The organism is Pseudarthrobacter sp. NPDC055928, from assembly GCF_042270935.1.
Lineage (GTDB): Bacteria > Actinomycetota > Actinomycetes > Actinomycetales > Micrococcaceae > Arthrobacter.
Map to the genome: position 1 here is coordinate 1 of NZ_JBHJZH010000019.1, position 16,480 is coordinate 16,480.

At 65.0% G+C, this 16,480-nt stretch carries 14 protein-coding genes; 5 read left to right on the forward strand and 9 right to left on the reverse strand.

Going from position 1 to position 16,480, the window contains the following annotated elements:
• Positions 1 to 174: 174 nt before the first annotated feature.
• The 4 genes from ACFC25_RS19335 to glnA are packed head-to-tail and all read right to left on the reverse strand — an operon-like array spanning position 175 to position 5,568.
• Positions 175 to 744, reverse strand: a complete 570-nt coding sequence (locus ACFC25_RS19335) for a GNAT family N-acetyltransferase (RefSeq protein ID WP_376048309.1) — start codon at positions 742 to 744, stop codon at positions 175 to 177.
• A complete protein-coding gene (locus ACFC25_RS19340; RefSeq protein WP_376048194.1) occupies positions 741 to 1,184 on the reverse strand; it encodes a VOC family protein in 444 nt (147 codons plus the stop codon). The genes ACFC25_RS19335 and ACFC25_RS19340 overlap by 4 nt, the downstream gene beginning before the upstream one ends.
• Positions 1,185 to 1,206: 22 nt before the next feature.
• Positions 1,207 to 4,218 carry a bifunctional [glutamine synthetase] adenylyltransferase/[glutamine synthetase]-adenylyl-L-tyrosine phosphorylase gene (locus ACFC25_RS19345; RefSeq protein WP_376048197.1) on the reverse strand — a complete coding sequence of 1,004 codons (3,012 nt, stop codon included), beginning with the start codon at positions 4,216 to 4,218 and terminating at the stop codon, positions 1,207 to 1,209.
• Between the two features lie 9 nt (positions 4,219 to 4,227).
• Positions 4,228 to 5,568 (reverse strand): type I glutamate--ammonia ligase, encoded by a 1,341-nt coding sequence (gene glnA, locus ACFC25_RS19350; protein ID WP_337347768.1) that lies wholly within the window; start codon positions 5,566 to 5,568, stop codon positions 4,228 to 4,230.
• 264 nt (positions 5,569 to 5,832) lie between these two features.
• Here glnA and panB point away from each other — a divergent pair, with 264 nt between their 5' ends.
• Positions 5,833 to 6,738, forward strand: a complete 906-nt coding sequence (gene panB / locus ACFC25_RS19355; protein ID WP_337347767.1) for a 3-methyl-2-oxobutanoate hydroxymethyltransferase — start codon at positions 5,833 to 5,835, stop codon at positions 6,736 to 6,738.
• A gap of 58 nt (positions 6,739 to 6,796) precedes the next feature.
• Here panB and ACFC25_RS19360 read toward each other — a convergent pair whose 3' ends face one another.
• Positions 6,797 to 6,964, reverse strand: coding sequence for an SPOR domain-containing protein (locus ACFC25_RS19360; RefSeq protein WP_337351470.1), 168 nt, complete (start codon positions 6,962 to 6,964; stop codon positions 6,797 to 6,799).
• A 132-nt stretch (positions 6,965 to 7,096) separates the two neighbouring features.
• On the opposite strand from ACFC25_RS19360, the gene map reads away from it, so the two are divergent.
• From map to ACFC25_RS19375, 3 genes are all read left to right on the forward strand, one after another.
• Complete coding sequence (gene map / locus ACFC25_RS19365; protein WP_376048201.1) at positions 7,097 to 7,975, forward strand: type I methionyl aminopeptidase; 879 nt, start codon at positions 7,097 to 7,099, stop codon at positions 7,973 to 7,975.
• Positions 7,976 to 8,046: 71 nt separating this feature from the next.
• Positions 8,047 to 8,850 carry a polyphosphate--glucose phosphotransferase gene (ppgK, locus tag ACFC25_RS19370; RefSeq protein ID WP_337347764.1) on the forward strand — a complete coding sequence of 268 codons (804 nt, stop codon included), beginning with the start codon at positions 8,047 to 8,049 and terminating at the stop codon, positions 8,848 to 8,850.
• A 35-nt stretch (positions 8,851 to 8,885) separates the two neighbouring features.
• Positions 8,886 to 9,620 carry an SDR family oxidoreductase gene (locus ACFC25_RS19375; RefSeq protein ID WP_376048204.1) on the forward strand — a complete coding sequence of 245 codons (735 nt, stop codon included), beginning with the start codon at positions 8,886 to 8,888 and terminating at the stop codon, positions 9,618 to 9,620.
• A 78-nt stretch (positions 9,621 to 9,698) separates the two neighbouring features.
• On the opposite strand, the gene nrdR is transcribed toward ACFC25_RS19375, so the two are convergent.
• The 3 genes from nrdR to ACFC25_RS19390 form a co-directional block, all read right to left on the reverse strand.
• Positions 9,699 to 10,214, reverse strand: a complete 516-nt coding sequence (nrdR, locus tag ACFC25_RS19380; protein WP_337347763.1) for a transcriptional regulator NrdR — start codon at positions 10,212 to 10,214, stop codon at positions 9,699 to 9,701.
• 142 nt (positions 10,215 to 10,356) lie between these two features.
• The gene (gene hisD / locus ACFC25_RS19385; protein ID WP_376048207.1) at positions 10,357 to 11,733 is read right to left on the reverse strand and encodes a histidinol dehydrogenase; all 1,377 of its coding nucleotides are present in this window, start codon (positions 11,731 to 11,733) and stop codon (positions 10,357 to 10,359) included.
• A 9-nt stretch (positions 11,734 to 11,742) separates the two neighbouring features.
• Positions 11,743 to 12,276 carry a hypothetical protein gene (locus ACFC25_RS19390; RefSeq protein ID WP_376048210.1) on the reverse strand — a complete coding sequence of 178 codons (534 nt, stop codon included), beginning with the start codon at positions 12,274 to 12,276 and terminating at the stop codon, positions 11,743 to 11,745.
• Between the two features lie 178 nt (positions 12,277 to 12,454).
• On the opposite strand from ACFC25_RS19390, the gene ACFC25_RS19395 reads away from it, so the two are divergent.
• Positions 12,455 to 12,913, forward strand: a complete 459-nt coding sequence (locus tag ACFC25_RS19395) for a flavin reductase family protein (RefSeq protein ID WP_376048312.1) — start codon at positions 12,455 to 12,457, stop codon at positions 12,911 to 12,913.
• 3 nt (positions 12,914 to 12,916) lie between these two features.
• Here the strand turns inward: ACFC25_RS19395 and dnaE are convergent, their stop codons facing one another.
• Positions 12,917 to 16,474: a DNA polymerase III subunit alpha gene (gene dnaE, locus ACFC25_RS19400; RefSeq protein WP_337347759.1), complete on the reverse strand. Its 3,558-nt coding sequence runs from the start codon at positions 16,472 to 16,474 to the stop codon at positions 12,917 to 12,919.
• Positions 16,475 to 16,480: the final 6 nt, after the last annotated feature.

Sequence of the window (16,480 nt, forward strand, 5' to 3'; positions counted from 1 at the left end):
GGCCAGCATTGCGCTGGCGGCCCGGGCGGACTCTTTTGTGGCCCGAAGGTGGAGGCTGACTCCAGACGTGCTGAGACCGGGAGCCAGCCCCCTGGCATGTGCTCCCCGAGACGAAGACTTTTCAAGCCTTCCCCCCAACAAGGTTTGAAGAACACCGCCAATCCACATGATCTGTCAATGTGGGGCCTGAAGCAATGGCAAACCGCCGGGCGACTGCTGGCTGAAACTGCGGAACATCGTCCGCTGCGGCCCGGACCCTCCGCCCAAGTACTGTCCGTGGTCCACGAACCCGGCGTTGAGGTACGCGGCCAGCCCCGCCGGATTGCGCTCGTTGACGGAAAGCACGACGCCGGCCTCGCCGCTTCCCTGTCTCGCCGTGAGTTTCGCAGCGGCTTCCACAGCCGCTGCCGCAGCGAGCCGGCCGAGGCCCAAGCCTTGGTGCCGCCTGTCTATCAGGAAGCCCCTCAGGAGCCACGCGGAGTGGTCGTCAGGCCACCCTGCGAGGCGGGCAGCCCCTGCCTGGAGGGTCAGCACGCCAACCGCCTCCCCGCCGGCCTCGATGACATAAGGCCGCCTGGACTGCTCCGCGAGGCCGGCCAGTGCCATCCGCAGCGGATCGCCCACGAAATCAAGCTGCCCCGGTGCCAGTTCCAGCAGGGCCACCGCGCCGAGCTGGATTGCGCACGCATCCGGCCCCAGGTCGTCGAGGGCAATGAGCCAGACTGACTGCGCTTCGCCGTTCAGGTGCCTGGCGTTTCGGTGTCCCCCGCCGGTGCGCCCTCCGCCGGCGGGCCCGCGGGGTCCATCCACATAACCTCCCAGAGGTGCCCGTCAGGATCTTGGAAGCTGTGGTTGTACATAAAGCCGTAGTCCTGCATTTCCTGCGAGGGGGTGCCGCCGGCAGCGATGGCCTTGCGGACGGTTTCGTCCACGGCTTCCTTGCTGTCTACCGAGAACGCCATGATGGCCTCGGTGGATCTGGTGGCATCGGTGATGTCCTTGGCGGTGAAGGTTTTGAAAAAGCCCTCAACAAGGAGCATCACAAAGGCGTTCTCGTTGATGATCATGCAGGTGGCATTTTCATCGGTGTAGTCCGGGTTGAAGGAAAAGCCAAGGGCGGTGAAGAATTCGACCGACCTCCTCAAATCCTTCACGGGCAGATTCACGTAGATTTGCTTAGCCATGGGCCCCAACGTAGCACTACCGCTAATGGCCGTAGAAGACCTTCTCGAAGACCGCCCGGGCACGCCGGCTGAGGCGAAGGTAATCCTCCTCAAGCGTGCCTGCCTGGCCGGGCTCGTACCCGCACCAGCGGGCCACCGCTTCCAGGTCGCGCCGGGAGGACGGCAGCAGGTCCGATGCCCGGCCGCTCCAGATGACGTTGGCGGACCGGATCCGGCTGGCAAGGCGCCAGGCGGCGGCCAGCAGCTCGGCATCGCTTTTCTCCAGGAGGCCCAGTGCGGCAGAGGCGTGCAGGGCCTCAACTGTTGAGGTGGTCCGCAGTTCCGGATGCTTGCCCGCGTGCTGGAGCTGGATCAGCTGGACCAGCCACTCGACGTCGCTGAGGCCACCGCGGCCCAGTTTCAGGTGGCGGGCGGGATCGGCCCCGCGGGGCAACCGCTCCGATTCGACCCGCGCCTTGACGCGCCGGATTTCCCGGACGTCCTGCTCGGAGATCGATTCCGGGTACCGGATGGGGTCGATCAGTTCCAGGAAGTCCTTGGCGAGCTCGTCATCGCCTGCCATCGGCCGGGCACGAAGCAGGGCCTGCGCTTCCCAGATGAGGGACCATCGGCGGTAATACTCGGCGAAGGAATCCAGCGAACGGACCATCGCGCCGCTTTTCCCCTCCGGCCGGAGGTCTGCGTCGACCTGCAGGACGCGCTCGGCCATGATGGCGGGCTTCAGCGGCTGGGTGAGCAGGCTGGAGACCTTGGAAACAATCCGGGCCGCCTGTTCCTGGGCTTCCTCCTCCGTGTAGCCGGGCAACGCCCGGTGGACGTACATCACGTCGGCGTCGGAGCCGTAGCCGATCTCGCGGCCGCCCTGCCGCCCCATCGCCACTATCAGCACAGCGGTCTTGAGCGGGGACTTCGCGGAGACGATGGCCTCGGCCACACGCAGGGCCCCGAGCACAGCCGCCCGGTCAGTGTCCGCCAGCGCGGCGCCCACCTGCTCCTGGCCCAGCAGCCCGGCGGAGTCGGCGATGGCGATCCTGAGGATCTCCCGGCGCCGGATCAGGCGTATGAGCCGCATGGCGTTTTCAGGGTCCGCATGCCGCGACATCTTGGAGGTGATTTCCTGCCACTGGGCCTCGAAGCTCAGCGGCGCAAGGTCCTTGTCGTGACCCAGCCACGCCACAGATTCGGGCGAGACCTCCAGCAGGTCGGCGATCAGCCGCGAGTTGGACAGGACGTGACACAGCCGCTCGGCCGCAGCCGTGGAGTCGCGCAGCATGCCGAGATACCAGTGCGTGGTGCCCAGGGTCTCGCTGACCCGGCGGAAGGCGAGCAGGCCGGCGTCGGGATCCACGCCTTCGGCCAGCCAGTCCAGCAGGATGGGCAGCAGCTGCCGCTGCAGGGCGGCCCGCCTGCTCACCCCGGCGGTGAGCGCCTCGATATGCCGCATGGCGCCCTTCGGGTCGCCATAGCCCAGCGCGGCAAGCCGGCCCTGGGCGGCTTCTGGTGTGAGCCTGGCATCCTCGCTGCTGAGCTTGGCCGCGGTGTTGAGCAGGGGCCGGTAGAAGATGCGTTCGTGGAGCTCACGTACAGAACGTTTGGTCTTCTGCCAGGCGGAAAGCAGCGCGTCGGGATGCGGCCGTTCGTTGGAAAACGGGCCCAGCACGGCCTTGGCCAGCGCCCGCAGCGCTGCCTCGCTGACCGGCATGAGGTGGGTCCGCCGGAGCTGGAACAGCTGGATCCGGTGTTCCAGGAGGCGAAGGTAGCGGTAGGCGTGGTCGAATCCGGCGGCGTCGGAGCGGCCGATGTATCCTCCGGCCGAGAGTGCCGCAATGGCTGAGGTGGTGTCCCGGCACCTGAGTGATTCGTCGGACTTGCCGTGGACCAGCTGAAGGAGTTGAACGGTGAACTCGACATCACGGAGGCCGCCGCGCCCCAGCTTGATCTGCCGTTGTTCCTCGGCGGCGGGAATGTGCTCGGTGACCCGGCGGCGCATGGCCTGCACGGACTCCACAAATCCATCCCGTCCAGCGGAATTCCAGATCAGCGGTTCGATGGCCTTCTCGTAGCGCCGTCCGAGGTCCGCGTCGCCGGCAATGGTGCGGGCCTTCAGGAGCGCCTGGAACTCCCAGCTTTCCGCCCAGCGGGCGTAGTAGCTTTCATGCGAAGGCAGCGTCCGCACCAGGGGCCCGGACTTGCCTTCCGGCCGCAGGTTGGCGTCCACTTCCCACAACCCCGGCTCCCGGGCGATCGAGGAAATGGCCCGTGAGATTCCGCTGGCAAGGGCAGTGCCGATGGTGTTGGCCCGCGCGTCGTCGAGGCCGGGGGCATCGATCACGTAGATGACGTCGACGTCGGAAATGTAGTTAAGCTCGCGCGCGCCGCATTTGCCCATTCCGATGACGGCCAAACCGACGTCAGCGACGTCCTCGGCGCCAAACTGCTCGGCTGCCTCGGCCCGGGATACGGCCAAGGCAGCCTCGATGGCGGCACCGGCAAGGTCAGCCAGTTCAGCCCCGACAGCAGGCATGAAGTCCAGGGGGTCCGCAGCGCACAGGTCTTTCACGGCAAGATCCACCACCCCACGGCGGTAGGCAGTGCGCAGGGACACGTAGGCTTCAGTTCCCGTCAGCGCCGCAACCGGCCTCGCCGACTTCGGATCTGCCCGGACGGACTTCAGCAGGGCTGCCCGGAGCTGGCCAGGATCCGCCTGCAACGGTTCCGGACTTGCCCTGACTTCAAAGGCATCAAGATGCTCCGGATGCCGGATGAGGAACTCGCCAAGGGCCTCGGAGGCACCCAGAACCCGATACAGCGGTTCGCTGGTCTCAGGATCGGCCGCGGCCAGCACCCGGAGGTCGGGATGCTTCTCAATCAGGCGGACCAGGGACTGCAGGGCGGTGTCAGGGTTCGCTGCCAGCTGCAGGCCGGCGAACAGCTTGTCCTGGTCCAGGCCCTCAAGTTCGCGGGCAGCGAGGAACCGCTCGCCCTTCTCCAGGTCACTGAAGCCGGCCGAGATCAGGCGGCGGGCAAGGCTCACCGCGCCGGCCTAGAGGATGCCGAGGTTGCGCTGCAGTTCGTAGGGCGTCACCTGGAGCCGGTAGTCCTGCCACTCCGCGCGCTTGTTCCGCAGGAAGTGTTCAAAGACCTGTTCACCGAGGATCTGCGGCATCAGTTCGGACTCTTCCATAGAGCGGATGGCGTCGTGCAGGCTGGCGGGCAGGGGGTCGTGGCCCATGGCACGGCGTTCGGCAGAGCTCAGTGACCAGACATCATCCTCGGCAGCCGCGGGCAGGTCGTAACCCTCTTCGATTCCCTTCAGGCCGGCACCCAGGAGGACCGCGTAGGCGAGGTAGGGGTTGGCCGCAGAGTCGATGCCCCGGTATTCGATGCGGGCGGACTGGCCCTTGCCGGGCTTGTACAGCGGAACCCGGACCAGGGCCGAACGGTTGTTGTGGCCCCAGCTGAGGTAGCTCGGCGCTTCTCCGCCGCCCCAGAGCCGCTTGTAGGAGTTGACGAACTGGTTGGTCACCGCCGTGAACTCGGGGGCGTGCTTGAGGACGCCGGCGATGAACTGGCGCGCCGTCTTGGACAGCTGGAATTCAGCGCCCGCTTCATAGAATGCGTTGGTGTCGCCCTCGAACAGCGAGAAGTGGGTGTGCATGCCGGAACCGGGGTGGGCCGTGAAGGGCTTGGGCATAAACGTGGCGTAGGTGCCCTGCTGGAGAGCTACCTCCTTGATGACGGTGCGGAACGTCATGATGTTGTCCGCCGTCTGCAGCGCATCCGCGTACCGGAGGTCGATTTCGTTCTGGCCTGGACCGGCCTCGTGGTGGCTGAACTCCACGGAGATGCCCACGGATTCAAGCATGGTCACGGCAGTACGCCGGAAGTCCTGCGCCACGCCGCCCGGAACGTGGTCGAAATAGCCTCCTTCGTCAACGGGTACCGGCGAGCCGTCAGGGCCGGGTTCCTGGGACTTGAGGAGGTAGAACTCGATCTCCGGGTGGGTGTAGCAGGTGAAGCCCATGTCCGCAGCCTTGGCCAGCGTGCGCTTGAGGACGTTGCGGGGGTCCGCGGCGGACGGCTCACCGTCCGGAGTGAGGATGTCGCAAAACATCCTGGATGTCTGTTCTGTCTCACCGCGCCAAGGCAGGATCTGGAATGTGGAAGGGTCCGGCTGGGCCAGCATGTCGGATTCGAACACGCGGGCAAGGCCCTCAATGGCCGAACCATCAAAGCCGAGGCCCTCCTCAAAGGCGCCTTCAACCTCGGCGGGGGCAAGTGCCACCGATTTGAGTGAACCCACGACGTCGGTGAACCACAGGCGTACAAACCGTACGTCGCGCTCTTCGATAGTGCGCAGGACAAACTCTTGCTGGCGGTCCATGATGGCCTCTTCTCCGGTCAACGTCCATGCCCCGGGTCCGCAGTTCAGGAAGCCGGCAGCAGTTCACAAACACTTTACTAAGCAATTGGCGCCAATGCGGGAGCCTGCCCCCGCGTAACACAGCGTTAACACTGCTGCACGGGCAGGAGCGCCGGTTGCGTCCGCTGCTGGCGGCTCCGAAGGGCGGCCCAATATGACGCGAATCACCCGCCCGGCGCTCTTGGCCGGTAGCTACGGCGGCGGGTCCCGCACTACGCTCTTGCCATGGCCTCAAGCAATAGCTCTGACTCACGCGCGTCCGCTGAAGTACCCGCACCGTACGGAAACGGGCCCTCGACGGCCTCGTCGCCGTCGTCGGACGCCGCTCCCAAGCCTGCTGCGAAGGTCCGCATCCACCACCTCCAGCAAGCAAAGCGGGACGGAACCCGCTTCGCAATGCTGACCGCCTACGAACAGTACACGGCGGAGATTTTCGACCAGGCCGGGATCGAAGTGCTGCTGGTGGGTGACTCCGCGTCCAACAACGTGTTTGGTAATGAGACCAGCCTGCCCGTCACAGTCGAGGAACTCCTTCCGCTATGCCGGGCTGTGGCGCGGTCCGCCAAACGTGCGCTGGTGGTGGCAGACCTCCCGTTTGGCAGTTACGAGGTGTCCCCGCAGCAGGCGGTGGCCACCGGTGTCAGGTTCCTCAAGGAAGGGCTGGCCCACGCAGTGAAAATCGAGGGCGGTGCATTTTACGCAGAGACGGTGCGGGCCATGGTCCAGGCCGGGATCCCCGTGATGGCCCACATTGGTTTTACGCCGCAGAGCGAACACGCGTTGGGCGGTTATCGGGTACAGGGCCGCGGCGACGACGCCCGGCGGCTGATTGACGACGCCGTGGCGCTGGCCGAGGCTGGTGCGTTCAGCATCCTGATGGAAATGGTTCCCGCCGGTACGGCCGCCGCTGTCGACGCTGCGGTCAGCGTCCCCACTGTTGGCATTGGCGCGGGCAAGGAGACAACGGGCCAGGTGCTGGTGTGGCAGGATATGGCCGGTCTCCGTGGTGGAAAAATGGCCAAGTTCGTCAAACAGTACGCAGATCTCCGCAGCACACTCAGCGATGCCGCGAAGGCCTATGGCGAGGATGTCCGTTCGGGCCAGTTCCCCGGCCCGGAGCACTCCTTCTAGGTTTCCTTAGCGGACCAGTCCAACTGCCTGCGCCGCGAACCCTCCGGGCAGGCGGGCGTCAGTCGTCGTCGTCGCCCTTTTCCCACGCCTCGTTCCGTGCCCTGACTTTATCCAGTGCGTGTTCGGCTTCTTCGCGTGTCTTGTAGGGGCCGATCAGCTGGCTCCAGTCCGAGAGTGCGTCTTCCTCCACCTCGTGGGTGTTTACGTTGTACCAGTACTCAGTCATGGTGCTCCTCGTTCCGACGGCATTGTTCGGGCTGCGGCTGCCGCCCACGTGACCCACGTAACGTAACGCGTACGCGGGCCCGATGCGGCCTCCAGTTACTAGGCCTTCTGCGGTGCCTTATATGATCAATCTATGCCTTCCCTAGCCTCGACTGCACCCACCGGCACCCTCACCCCGGGAACCGTCAGCCCGCAGCTCCCCGTACCGGCGTCGATCCCGCGCCCCGAGTACGTCGGCAAGCCCGGTCCGGCAAAGTTCACCGGCTCGGAGGTCAAGTCTGCCGAGACCGTGGAGAAGATCCGGATTGCGTCCAGGATCGCCGCGCAGGCCATCGTTGAGGTTGGCAAGCACATCAGGCCCGGAGTAACTACCGACCACTTGGACAAAGTAGGGCATGAATTCCTGCTGGACCACAAGGCCTACCCGTCCACGCTTGGCTACCGGGGGTTCCCCAAGTCCCTGTGCTCGTCGCTGAATGAAGTCATCTGCCATGGCATCCCGGACAGTACCGTGGTCCAGGACGGCGACATCATCAACATTGACATCACCGCCTTCATCAACGGAGTCCACGGCGACACGAACTACACGTTCCTGGTAGGTGAGGTGGATGAGGAATCGCGGTTGCTCGTCGAGCGTACGCAGGAGTCGCTGAACCGGGCCATCAAGGCTGTGGCCCCGGGCCGCGAGATCAACGTGATCGGCCGCGCCATCCAGTCCTATGCCAAGCGTTTCGGCTACGGTGTGGTCCGGGACTTTACCGGCCACGGCGTGGGGGAAGCGTTCCACACCGGCCTGATCATCCCGCACTACGACGCCGCCCCCGCCTACAGCACCGTGATCGAGGCCGGCATGGTCTTCACCATTGAGCCCATGCTGACCCTCGGGACCGTGGAGTGGGACATGTGGCCGGACGACTGGACCGTGGTCACCCGTGACCGCAAACGGACGGCCCAGTTCGAACACACGCTCCTGGTGACCGAGTCCGGCGCCGAAATCCTCACCCTGCCCTGACCCACCCCTGTTTTGAGGTCAGCCCCCGGGCCGACCGCCCCTGCCCGCCCACTGCCACGAACGGAATCACATTGGCCAAGAAGGACGAGAAGTCGCACAAGAACGCCCCGCTGATCGGCATCGACATCGGCGGCACGGGAATCAAGGGCGGCATTGTCGACCTGAAGAAGGGCAAGCTCCTCGGTGAGAGGTTCCGCGTTCCCACGCCCCAGCCCGCCACGCCGGAAGCCGTGGCGGAAGTCGTGGCGCAGGTAGTGGCTGAGCTCTCGGCGCGGCCCGACGCACCGGCCGCCGGGTCCCCTGTTGGCGTCACTTTCCCCGGCATCATCCAGCACGGCGTGGTCCATTCGGCAGCCAACGTGGACAAGAGCTGGCTCAACACCGACATCGACGCGCTGCTCACCGCACGGCTTGGCCGCCCGGTGGAGGTCATCAACGACGCCGACGCCGCCGGCCTCGCCGAAGCACGTTTCGGCGCCGGCAAGGGCGTGGAGGGAACCGTCCTGGTGATCACGCTGGGCACCGGAATCGGCTCCGCCTTCATTTTCGATGGCCGCCTGGTCCCCAACGCGGAGCTGGGGCACCTCGAGATCGACGGCTTTGACGCCGAAAGCAAGGCATCCGCCGTGGCCCGTGAACGGGACGGCCTGAGCTGGGAGGAATACAGCGTGCTGCTGCAGCGCTATTTCTCCCACGTGGAGTTCCTCTTCTCCCCAGAGCTGTTCATCGTGGGCGGCGGCATCTCCAAGCGGGCCGATGAATACCTTCCCCACATGAAGCTCCGCACGCCGATCGTGCCCGCGGAACTGAAGAACGAGGCGGGAATCGTTGGCGCCGCCATCGAAATCGCACTGAAGCACAAGCTCTCCAAGTAACCTTGGGGCTGCCTGCCGGGGATGCTCCTGGCGTTATGATCGTCACCGGCGCGAGCCGCGGCATCGGCGCGGCCATTGCCCGCCGCGCGGCCCGTGCCGGGCACGCCGTCGTGGTTAACTATTCGACGGACGGCTCCGGGGCCCGCTCAGTGGTCCGGTCCATTACCGACGACGGTGGATCAGCAACGGCCGTGCAGGCGGACGTCAGCGATCCCGTGGCCGTCCGGGAGATGTTCGACGCCGCGGCCCGGCTCGGCCCGCTCACGGCAGTGGTGAACAACGCAGGAATCACGGGGAACCTGATCGGCGACCTCGCCAACGTGCCTGCTGAGACCGTCCGGCGGGTGGTGGACGTCAATGTCACCGGCCTGATCTATGTCTGCCAAGAGGCCGTCCGCAGGCTTGGGCCCGCCGGTGCCGGTACCGGCGGGTCTATCGTGAACATCTCATCGACGGCCACGAAGGCGGGCTCGCCCGGCACCTGGGCCCACTACGCGGCCTCGAAGGGTGCAGTTGACGTCCTGACGGCGGGACTCGCCGCCGAGGTGGCCTCTTGGGGGATCCGGGTCAACTGCGTGGCCCCAGGGAGCACCAATACCGGGCTGCATGCGGCCGCAGGAATGCCCGATCGCGTCGAACGCCTGAATCCGACTATTCCGATGGGCCGCGGTGCGGAACCGGACGAGGTGGCGGCGGCCGTGATGTGGCTGATGTCGGACGAGGCGGGCTACATCACCGGCGCCGTGCTGCCGGTCTCAGGCGGCAGGTAGCGGCCAACGGTTCACTGCGCTCGAACGCCAGGGTGCCGGTGGTGACTGCGGCTTCCCCTCCGCTGCCACCACCGGAATCTAGAGGGAGCTCTTCTCGGAGCTCGGCGCGCCCTTGGCTGTCTCAGTCACGGCGATTTTGGCTTCCTGTTCCGACTCGTGGCGGAGCAGGGAGATGGCCGTTTCAAAGTCCTCAAGGGATTCGAAGGCCTGGTACACGCTCGCAAAACGAAGGTAGGCCACCTTGTCCAGCTTCTGCAGCGGACCAAGGATGACAAGCCCTACTTCGTGGGCGTCGATTTCGGCTGCCCCCGAGGCCCGGATCTGTTCCTCGACCTCCTGTGCCAGAAGGGCGAGGTCGTCTTCGCTGACGGGCCTGCCCTGGCACGCCTTGCGAACACCGTTGATCACCTTGCTGCGGCTGAAGGGTTCGCCGACGCCTGAGCGCTTGATAACCGAAAGACTGGTGGTCTCCACCGTTGTGAACCGGCGGCCGCATTCTGGGCACTGCCTGCGGCGCCGGATGGCGGATCCGTCGTCTGCCATGCGGCTGTCCACCACACGGGAATCCGGATTGCGGCAGAACGGACAGTACATGGCGTCCCTCTCTCGCTCTCTCGGCGTCAGTTTAATGCCCACCGGCTGGCCGGTGTCCAGCTACCAGTCTACGACTACATCTTGCGTAATAACAAGCTTGTAATTACTACATGTAGTGCTTCCCTGCCAGGCCGCGGTAACGTCAGGCAGGTTTGCCGAAGCGGGCTGTCACGGCCTGACCATGGGCGGGGAGGTCTTCTGCCCCGGCGAGGCTGACGATGTGCCCACTGACTTCCTGCAGGGCACCCTCGGTGTAGTTGATCACCTGGATCGCGCGCAGGAAGGTGGTCACGTTCAGGCCGGAGGAGAAAGCCGCGGTTCCGCTGGTGGGCAGGACATGGTTGGAACCGGCACAATAATCCCCCAGGCTGACGGGACTGTAGTCCCCCACGAAGATGGCACCGGCGTTCCGGATGCGTGCTGCCACGGCTGCCGCGTTCGCCGTCATGATCTCAAGGTGTTCGGCCGCATACGCGTCGCACGCGGCGACGCCCTGTTCGAGATCCTCCACCAGCACCACGCCGGACTGGGGCCCGGAGAGCGCCTCACGCACCCGTTCGGAGTGCTTGGTTGCTGCTGCCTGGGTGTTGAGCTCAATCTGCACGGCAGCGGCGAGGTCCTCCGAATCCGTAATCAGGACCGAGGCCGCTTTGGGATCGTGCTCGGCCTGGCTGATGAGGTCGGCGGCCACCAAGCGCGGCTGGGCCGTGGAGTCCGCCAGGATCGCGATTTCGGTGGTGCCGGCTTCCGAGTCGATGCCCACGACTCCCTTGACCAGCCGCTTGGCGGTGGCCACGAAGATGTTTCCGGGTCCCGTGACAACGTCCACGGGCTCCAGCGTGGGCCCGGCCGTTGTGGCGTCCACGCCATAAGCAAACGCCGCGATGGCCTGCGCCCCGCCGATGGCGTAGACCTCGTTGATCCCGAGCAAGGCCGCGGCGGCGAGGATGGTGGGGTGGGGAAGACCGCCGAAGTCCTTCTGCGGGGGCGATGCCAGGGCGATGGAGGCTACTCCCGCGGCAAGGGCGGGAACGACGTTCATGATGACCGACGAGGGGTACACGGCAAGGCCGCCCGGGACATAAAGCCCAACCCTGGCAACCGGGACCCAGTTCTGGCTCACGATGGCACCGTCGCCGAGTTCGACGTCGATATTCCGCGGCCGCTGGCTGTCCGCGAACCGCCGGGCGCGGCTAATGGACTCTTCCAGGGCCTTCCGCACGGCCGGATCCAGTTCTGCCAGAGCGCGCGCCAATTCCGCAGCCGGCACGAGGGGGTGGTCCTGTTCCACGCCGTCGAAACGTTGGGCGTACTCGGTGAGTGCCGCGTAGCCGCGCCGCCGGACATCCCCGATGATGTCCAGGACTTTCTGTTCGGCATCCGCCACTGTCTGGTGCTGGGCACGCGGAACGGCTGCCCGCAGTCCGGCCAGCGTCAGGCCCTTGCCACGGAGGTCGACCGTGCGGAAGCTGACGGCAGGAGCAGTGGGGGTGGCGGGAAACTCAGGAGTAATGGTCACCGGTTCATTTTACGCGCCGGAAGCAGCGTCCCTGCCGACAGGGCCGGCGGTCCCCTCCGGTCCCTGCCTCAGGAGCGTAAGGAGGCTGAAGGCGAAGGTGCCGATGGCCGTGGCCGCCGGCCAGAGCAGCAGCACCGGCAATGACCGCAGCGAGAAGGCCACACTGGCATTGATGGAGGTGTCCGCCGGGGCTCCCCACAGCTGGGCTGCGAACATGCCTGTTTGCCATGCGACAACGGCCCCTGCAAGGCTGCCGGCAAGGGCAAGCACCAGGTCCTCCTGCCGGGAGCGCCTGGATTTGTCAGTGATAAACACGGCCAGCAGGCAGCCGGCAAAAACAAGCAGGCCAGCGAGCGTCAGGTCCCTGGGCAGCCATACCAGCGGGTTGGTGCCCTCCCCCAGTGCGGGATCCCTGGTGATGAGGTTCAGGCCACCAGGTGCAAGCAGCCACCACAGCAGGCCAACCGGGATCCCTCCTGCTGTGGCGGCGGCGAACCAGGCCCACTGAAGCCCGGAGGAGCGCCGCGGCATGCGTTGTGTCATGAAACAAACCTTAACAAATGTTCAGGCCCCTCAACCGGGGGACGTGCGGGTAAACAGTTTCCCTGGGGTGCCACGTGAGCCATACCCTTGAAAGAGAGCCAAGTCCCGTTCAGGGTAATCCAGGGAGTTTTTCATAGTGACCGAAGATCGCGTGCCGTTCGAGCGTACGTTCAAGGAAATGTTCCGCCGTCATGCGGCCGGCGTGGCGATCATCACCGTCAACTACAACGGCCAGCCCTACGGTTTCACCGCCACGTCCGTCGCCTCGCTGTCAGCCCGGCCACCGCGCTTCACGTTCAACATGGCCCGGAGTTCGAGCTCCTGGCCCGCCGTAGCAAACACCACCCACATCGGCGTGCACATGCTGGGGCTCGAGAACCAGGAACTCGCCGACCGTTTTGCCCGCACCAGGGACCGCTTTGGCGGCGACCACTGGGAGCTTGGCCCGCACGATGTTCCGGTTCTCAAGGACGTAGCCGGCTGGCTGATCGGCAAGATCCAGATGCGGCTCTCTTTCGAGAACAACGCCGTGGTGGTGGTGGAGGTCGTCGACGGCCAAGTGGGCGAGGACGGCTCGCCCCTGCTCTACCATGCCGGCGGCTACAGCCAGCCGGTACCCCTGGACTACGAAATCTAGGTGCTAGACGTCAAGGCAGGCCGGCCCGAGGAGTACCTTGAGGTCGCCAAACAGCGAGGGATTGGGATTCACCCGCATATGGACCGGCAGGCCCATCACCTCCACCCGTGAATCGCCGTGCAGGTGGACGCGCACTTCCGAGTTTCCCCGATGGTTGCGCAGGACGTCCCCTAGTTCGGTGACCACGGCTTCAGTGGCCTTGTGAGTGGGCATGGAGATCAGCAGCGGACCGTTGGTGCCCTCGCTGAGGTCGGGAACGGAGAGTTCCATGCAGTTCAGTGTCACGGCGCCGTCGTCGCGCCGCTGCAGCCTGCCTTTGACCACAACGATCAGGTCCTCGGCGAGGACTGAGGCGATGGGACCATAAACCTGCCCGAAGAACATGACCTCCATGGAGCCGCCAAGGTCCTCGATCTCGGCACGTGCGTAGGCGTTGCCGCTGGCCTTGGCGATGCGGCGGCTCAGCGAGGTGATCATCCCGGAGATGGTGATGATGGCGCCGTCGTGCGGACCGTCTTCGGCAATGACCGAGGTGATGGACTGGTCCGCGTGCTGGCTGAGCACCCCTTCGAGGCCCTGCAGTGGGTGGTCCGAGACATAGAGTCCCAGCATGTCCCGTTCAAACGACAGCTTGTCCTTCTTCTCCCACTCGGGAAGTTCCGGGATCTCGATGCTCAGGGACGCCTCCGATTCGGCCTCTTCAAACCCGGCGAAGAGGTCGAACTGGCCGATTGCCTCGTTCCGTTTGAGGGTGATGACCGAATCGATGGCCTCTTCGTGGATCATCACCAGGGCGCGGCGGTGGTGGTTGAGGGAGTCGAATGCGCCGGCTTTGATCAGGGATTCGATGGTCCGCTTGTTGCAGACCACGGCAGGGACTTTCATCAGGAAGTCCTTGAAGGAGGAGTATGCCCCCTCGCTCTCCCGGGCGGCCACCATGGCCTGGACCACGTTGGATCCGACGTTGCGGATGGCACCCATGCCGAAACGGATGTCGTTCCCCACCGGCGTGAAGTTCAGCGAGGACTCGTTGACATCGGGCGGAAGCACGGTTATGCCCATGCGGCGGCACTCGTTGAGGTAGATCGCGGACTTGTCCTTGTCGTCTCCCACTGACGTCAGCAAGGCTGCCATGTACTCCGGCGCGTAGTGGGCCTTCAGGTAGGCGGTCCAGTACGAAATGACACCATAGGCGGCCGAGTGTGCCTTGTTGAATGCGTAGTCGGAGAACGGCAGCAGGATGTCCCAGAGGGTCTTGACGGCCTCCATGGAGTAGCCGTTGTCCTGCATGCCCTGCGAGAAGCCGGCAAACTGTTTGTCCAGTTCTGATTTCTTCTTTTTGCCCATGGCGCGGCGGAGGATGTCGGCCTGGCCGAGGGAATATCCGGCGAGCTTCTGCGCGACGGCCATAACCTGTTCCTGGTACACGATCAGGCCGTACGTCCCGCCGAGGATTTCGGCGAGCGGTTCCTTGAGCTCAGGGTGGATCGGAATGACTTCCTGGATCCCGTTCTTGCGCAGGGCGTAGTCGGTATGCGCGTTGGCGCCCATCGGCCCCGGCCGGTAGAGGGCCAGGACGGCGGAGATGTCTTCGAAGTTGTCAGGCTTCATCAGCTTGAGCAGGGACCGCATGGGACCGCCATCGAGCTGGAATACGCCCAATGTGTCACCCCTGGCCAGCAGCTCGTAGGAGGCGGCGTCGTCAAGGGCGAGGCTGTCGAGGTCCAGTTCGTGGCCCCGGTTGAGCTTGATGTTCTCCAGGGCGTCGGAAATGATCGTGAGGTTCCGCAGGCCCAGGAAGTCCATCTTGATCAGGCCCAGGCCTTCGCAGGTGGGGTAATCGAACTGCGTGATCACCTGGCCGTCCTGGATGCGCCTCATGATGGGGATGACATCGATGATGGGGTCCGAGGACATGATGACGCCGGCAGCGTGCACACCCCACTGCCGTTTCAGCCCCTCGATGCCCAGCGCCGTTTCGAAGACCTTGGCGGCCTCGGGATCCGTGGCGATCAGCTGCCGGAAGTCACCGGCCTCGCTGTAGCGCTTGGAGTCCTTGTTCTGGATGTCCGCCAGCGGAATGTCCTTGGCCATAACGGCCGGCGGGAGAGCCTTGGTCAGCTGCTCCCCCATGCTGAATGGGTACCCGAGCACACGCGAGGAGTCTTTCAGCGCCTGCTTGGTTTTGATGGTGCCGTACGTAACGATCATGGCCACGCGCTCGTCGCCGTATTTGCGGGTCACGTAGTCGATGACCTCAGAGCGGCGACGGTCATCGAAGTCGACGTCGAAGTCAGGCATGGAAACACGGTCGGGGTTGAGGAAGCGCTCGAAAATCAGGCCGTGGTGCAGCGGGTCGAGGTCCGTGATGCGCATGGCGTAGGCCACCATCGAACCGGCGCCGGAACCACGTCCGGGTCCCACGCGGATGCCGTTGTTCTTCGCCCAGTTGATGAAGTCAGCCACCACCAGGAAGTACCCGGGGAACCCCATGGAGGTGATGACCTCCAGCTCGTAGTCAGCCTGGGTGCGGACCTTGTCCGGGACACCGCCGGGGTAACGGTACTCCAGCCCGGCGGCAACTTCCTTAACCAGCCAGGACGTCTCGTCCTCGCCCGGCGGGCAGGGGAACCGCGGCATGTAGTTGGCCCCGGTATTGAACGAAACTTCGCAGCGTTCGGCGATCAGCAGGGTGTTGTCACACGCGTCCGGGTGGTCCCTGAACAGTTCACGCATTTCCTGGGGCGATTTGAGGTAGTAGCCGCTGCCGGAGAACGCGAACCGGGAGCCGCCGTTGTCATAGGTGGGTTCCAGCAGGGTGGAACCTGACTGGATGGCCAGCAGTGCCTCGTGGGCCTTGGCGTCGTGCTCGTGCGTATAGTGCAGGTCGTTGGTTGCCACCAACGGCAGCTTCAGTTCTTTGGCGAGCCGCAGCAGGTCCCCGGTAACCCGGCGCTCGATGTCGAGGCCATGGTCCATCAGTTCGCAGAAGTAGTTTTCCGCCCCGAAGATGTCGCGAAACTCGGAGGCTGCTTCCAGGGCCTCACGGTACTGGCCCAGCCGCAGACGGGTCTGGACTTCTCCCGACGGGCAGCCGGTGGTGGCGATCAGGCCTTCCGAATACGTGTTCAGGAGTTCGCGGTCCAGCCTCGGCCACTTGCCGAACACGGCGTCCAGGGAAGCGATGGACGAGGCCCGGAAGAGGTTGCGCATGCCTGCGTTGTTGTAACTCAGCAGCGTCATATGGGTGTATGACCCACCGCCCGAGATGTCATCCTTGCGCTGATGTTCCTCGCCCCAGCGGACACGGCTCTTATCCGTCCGTGCCGTCCCCGGTGTTACGTAGGCCTCGACGCCGATAATGGGCTTGATGCCCTGGTCCGTGGCGCGTTTCCAGAAGTCGAAGGCGCCGAAAAGGTACCCGTGGTCGGTAGTGGCGAGGGCAGGCATGCCCAAGCGTTCAGTCTCGTCGAAAAGCTCCCCCAAGCGGGCGGCGCCGTCCAACATGGAGTACTCGGTGTGGTTGTGCAGGTGGACGAACGAGGCATTGCTGGAAGTCACCGCACT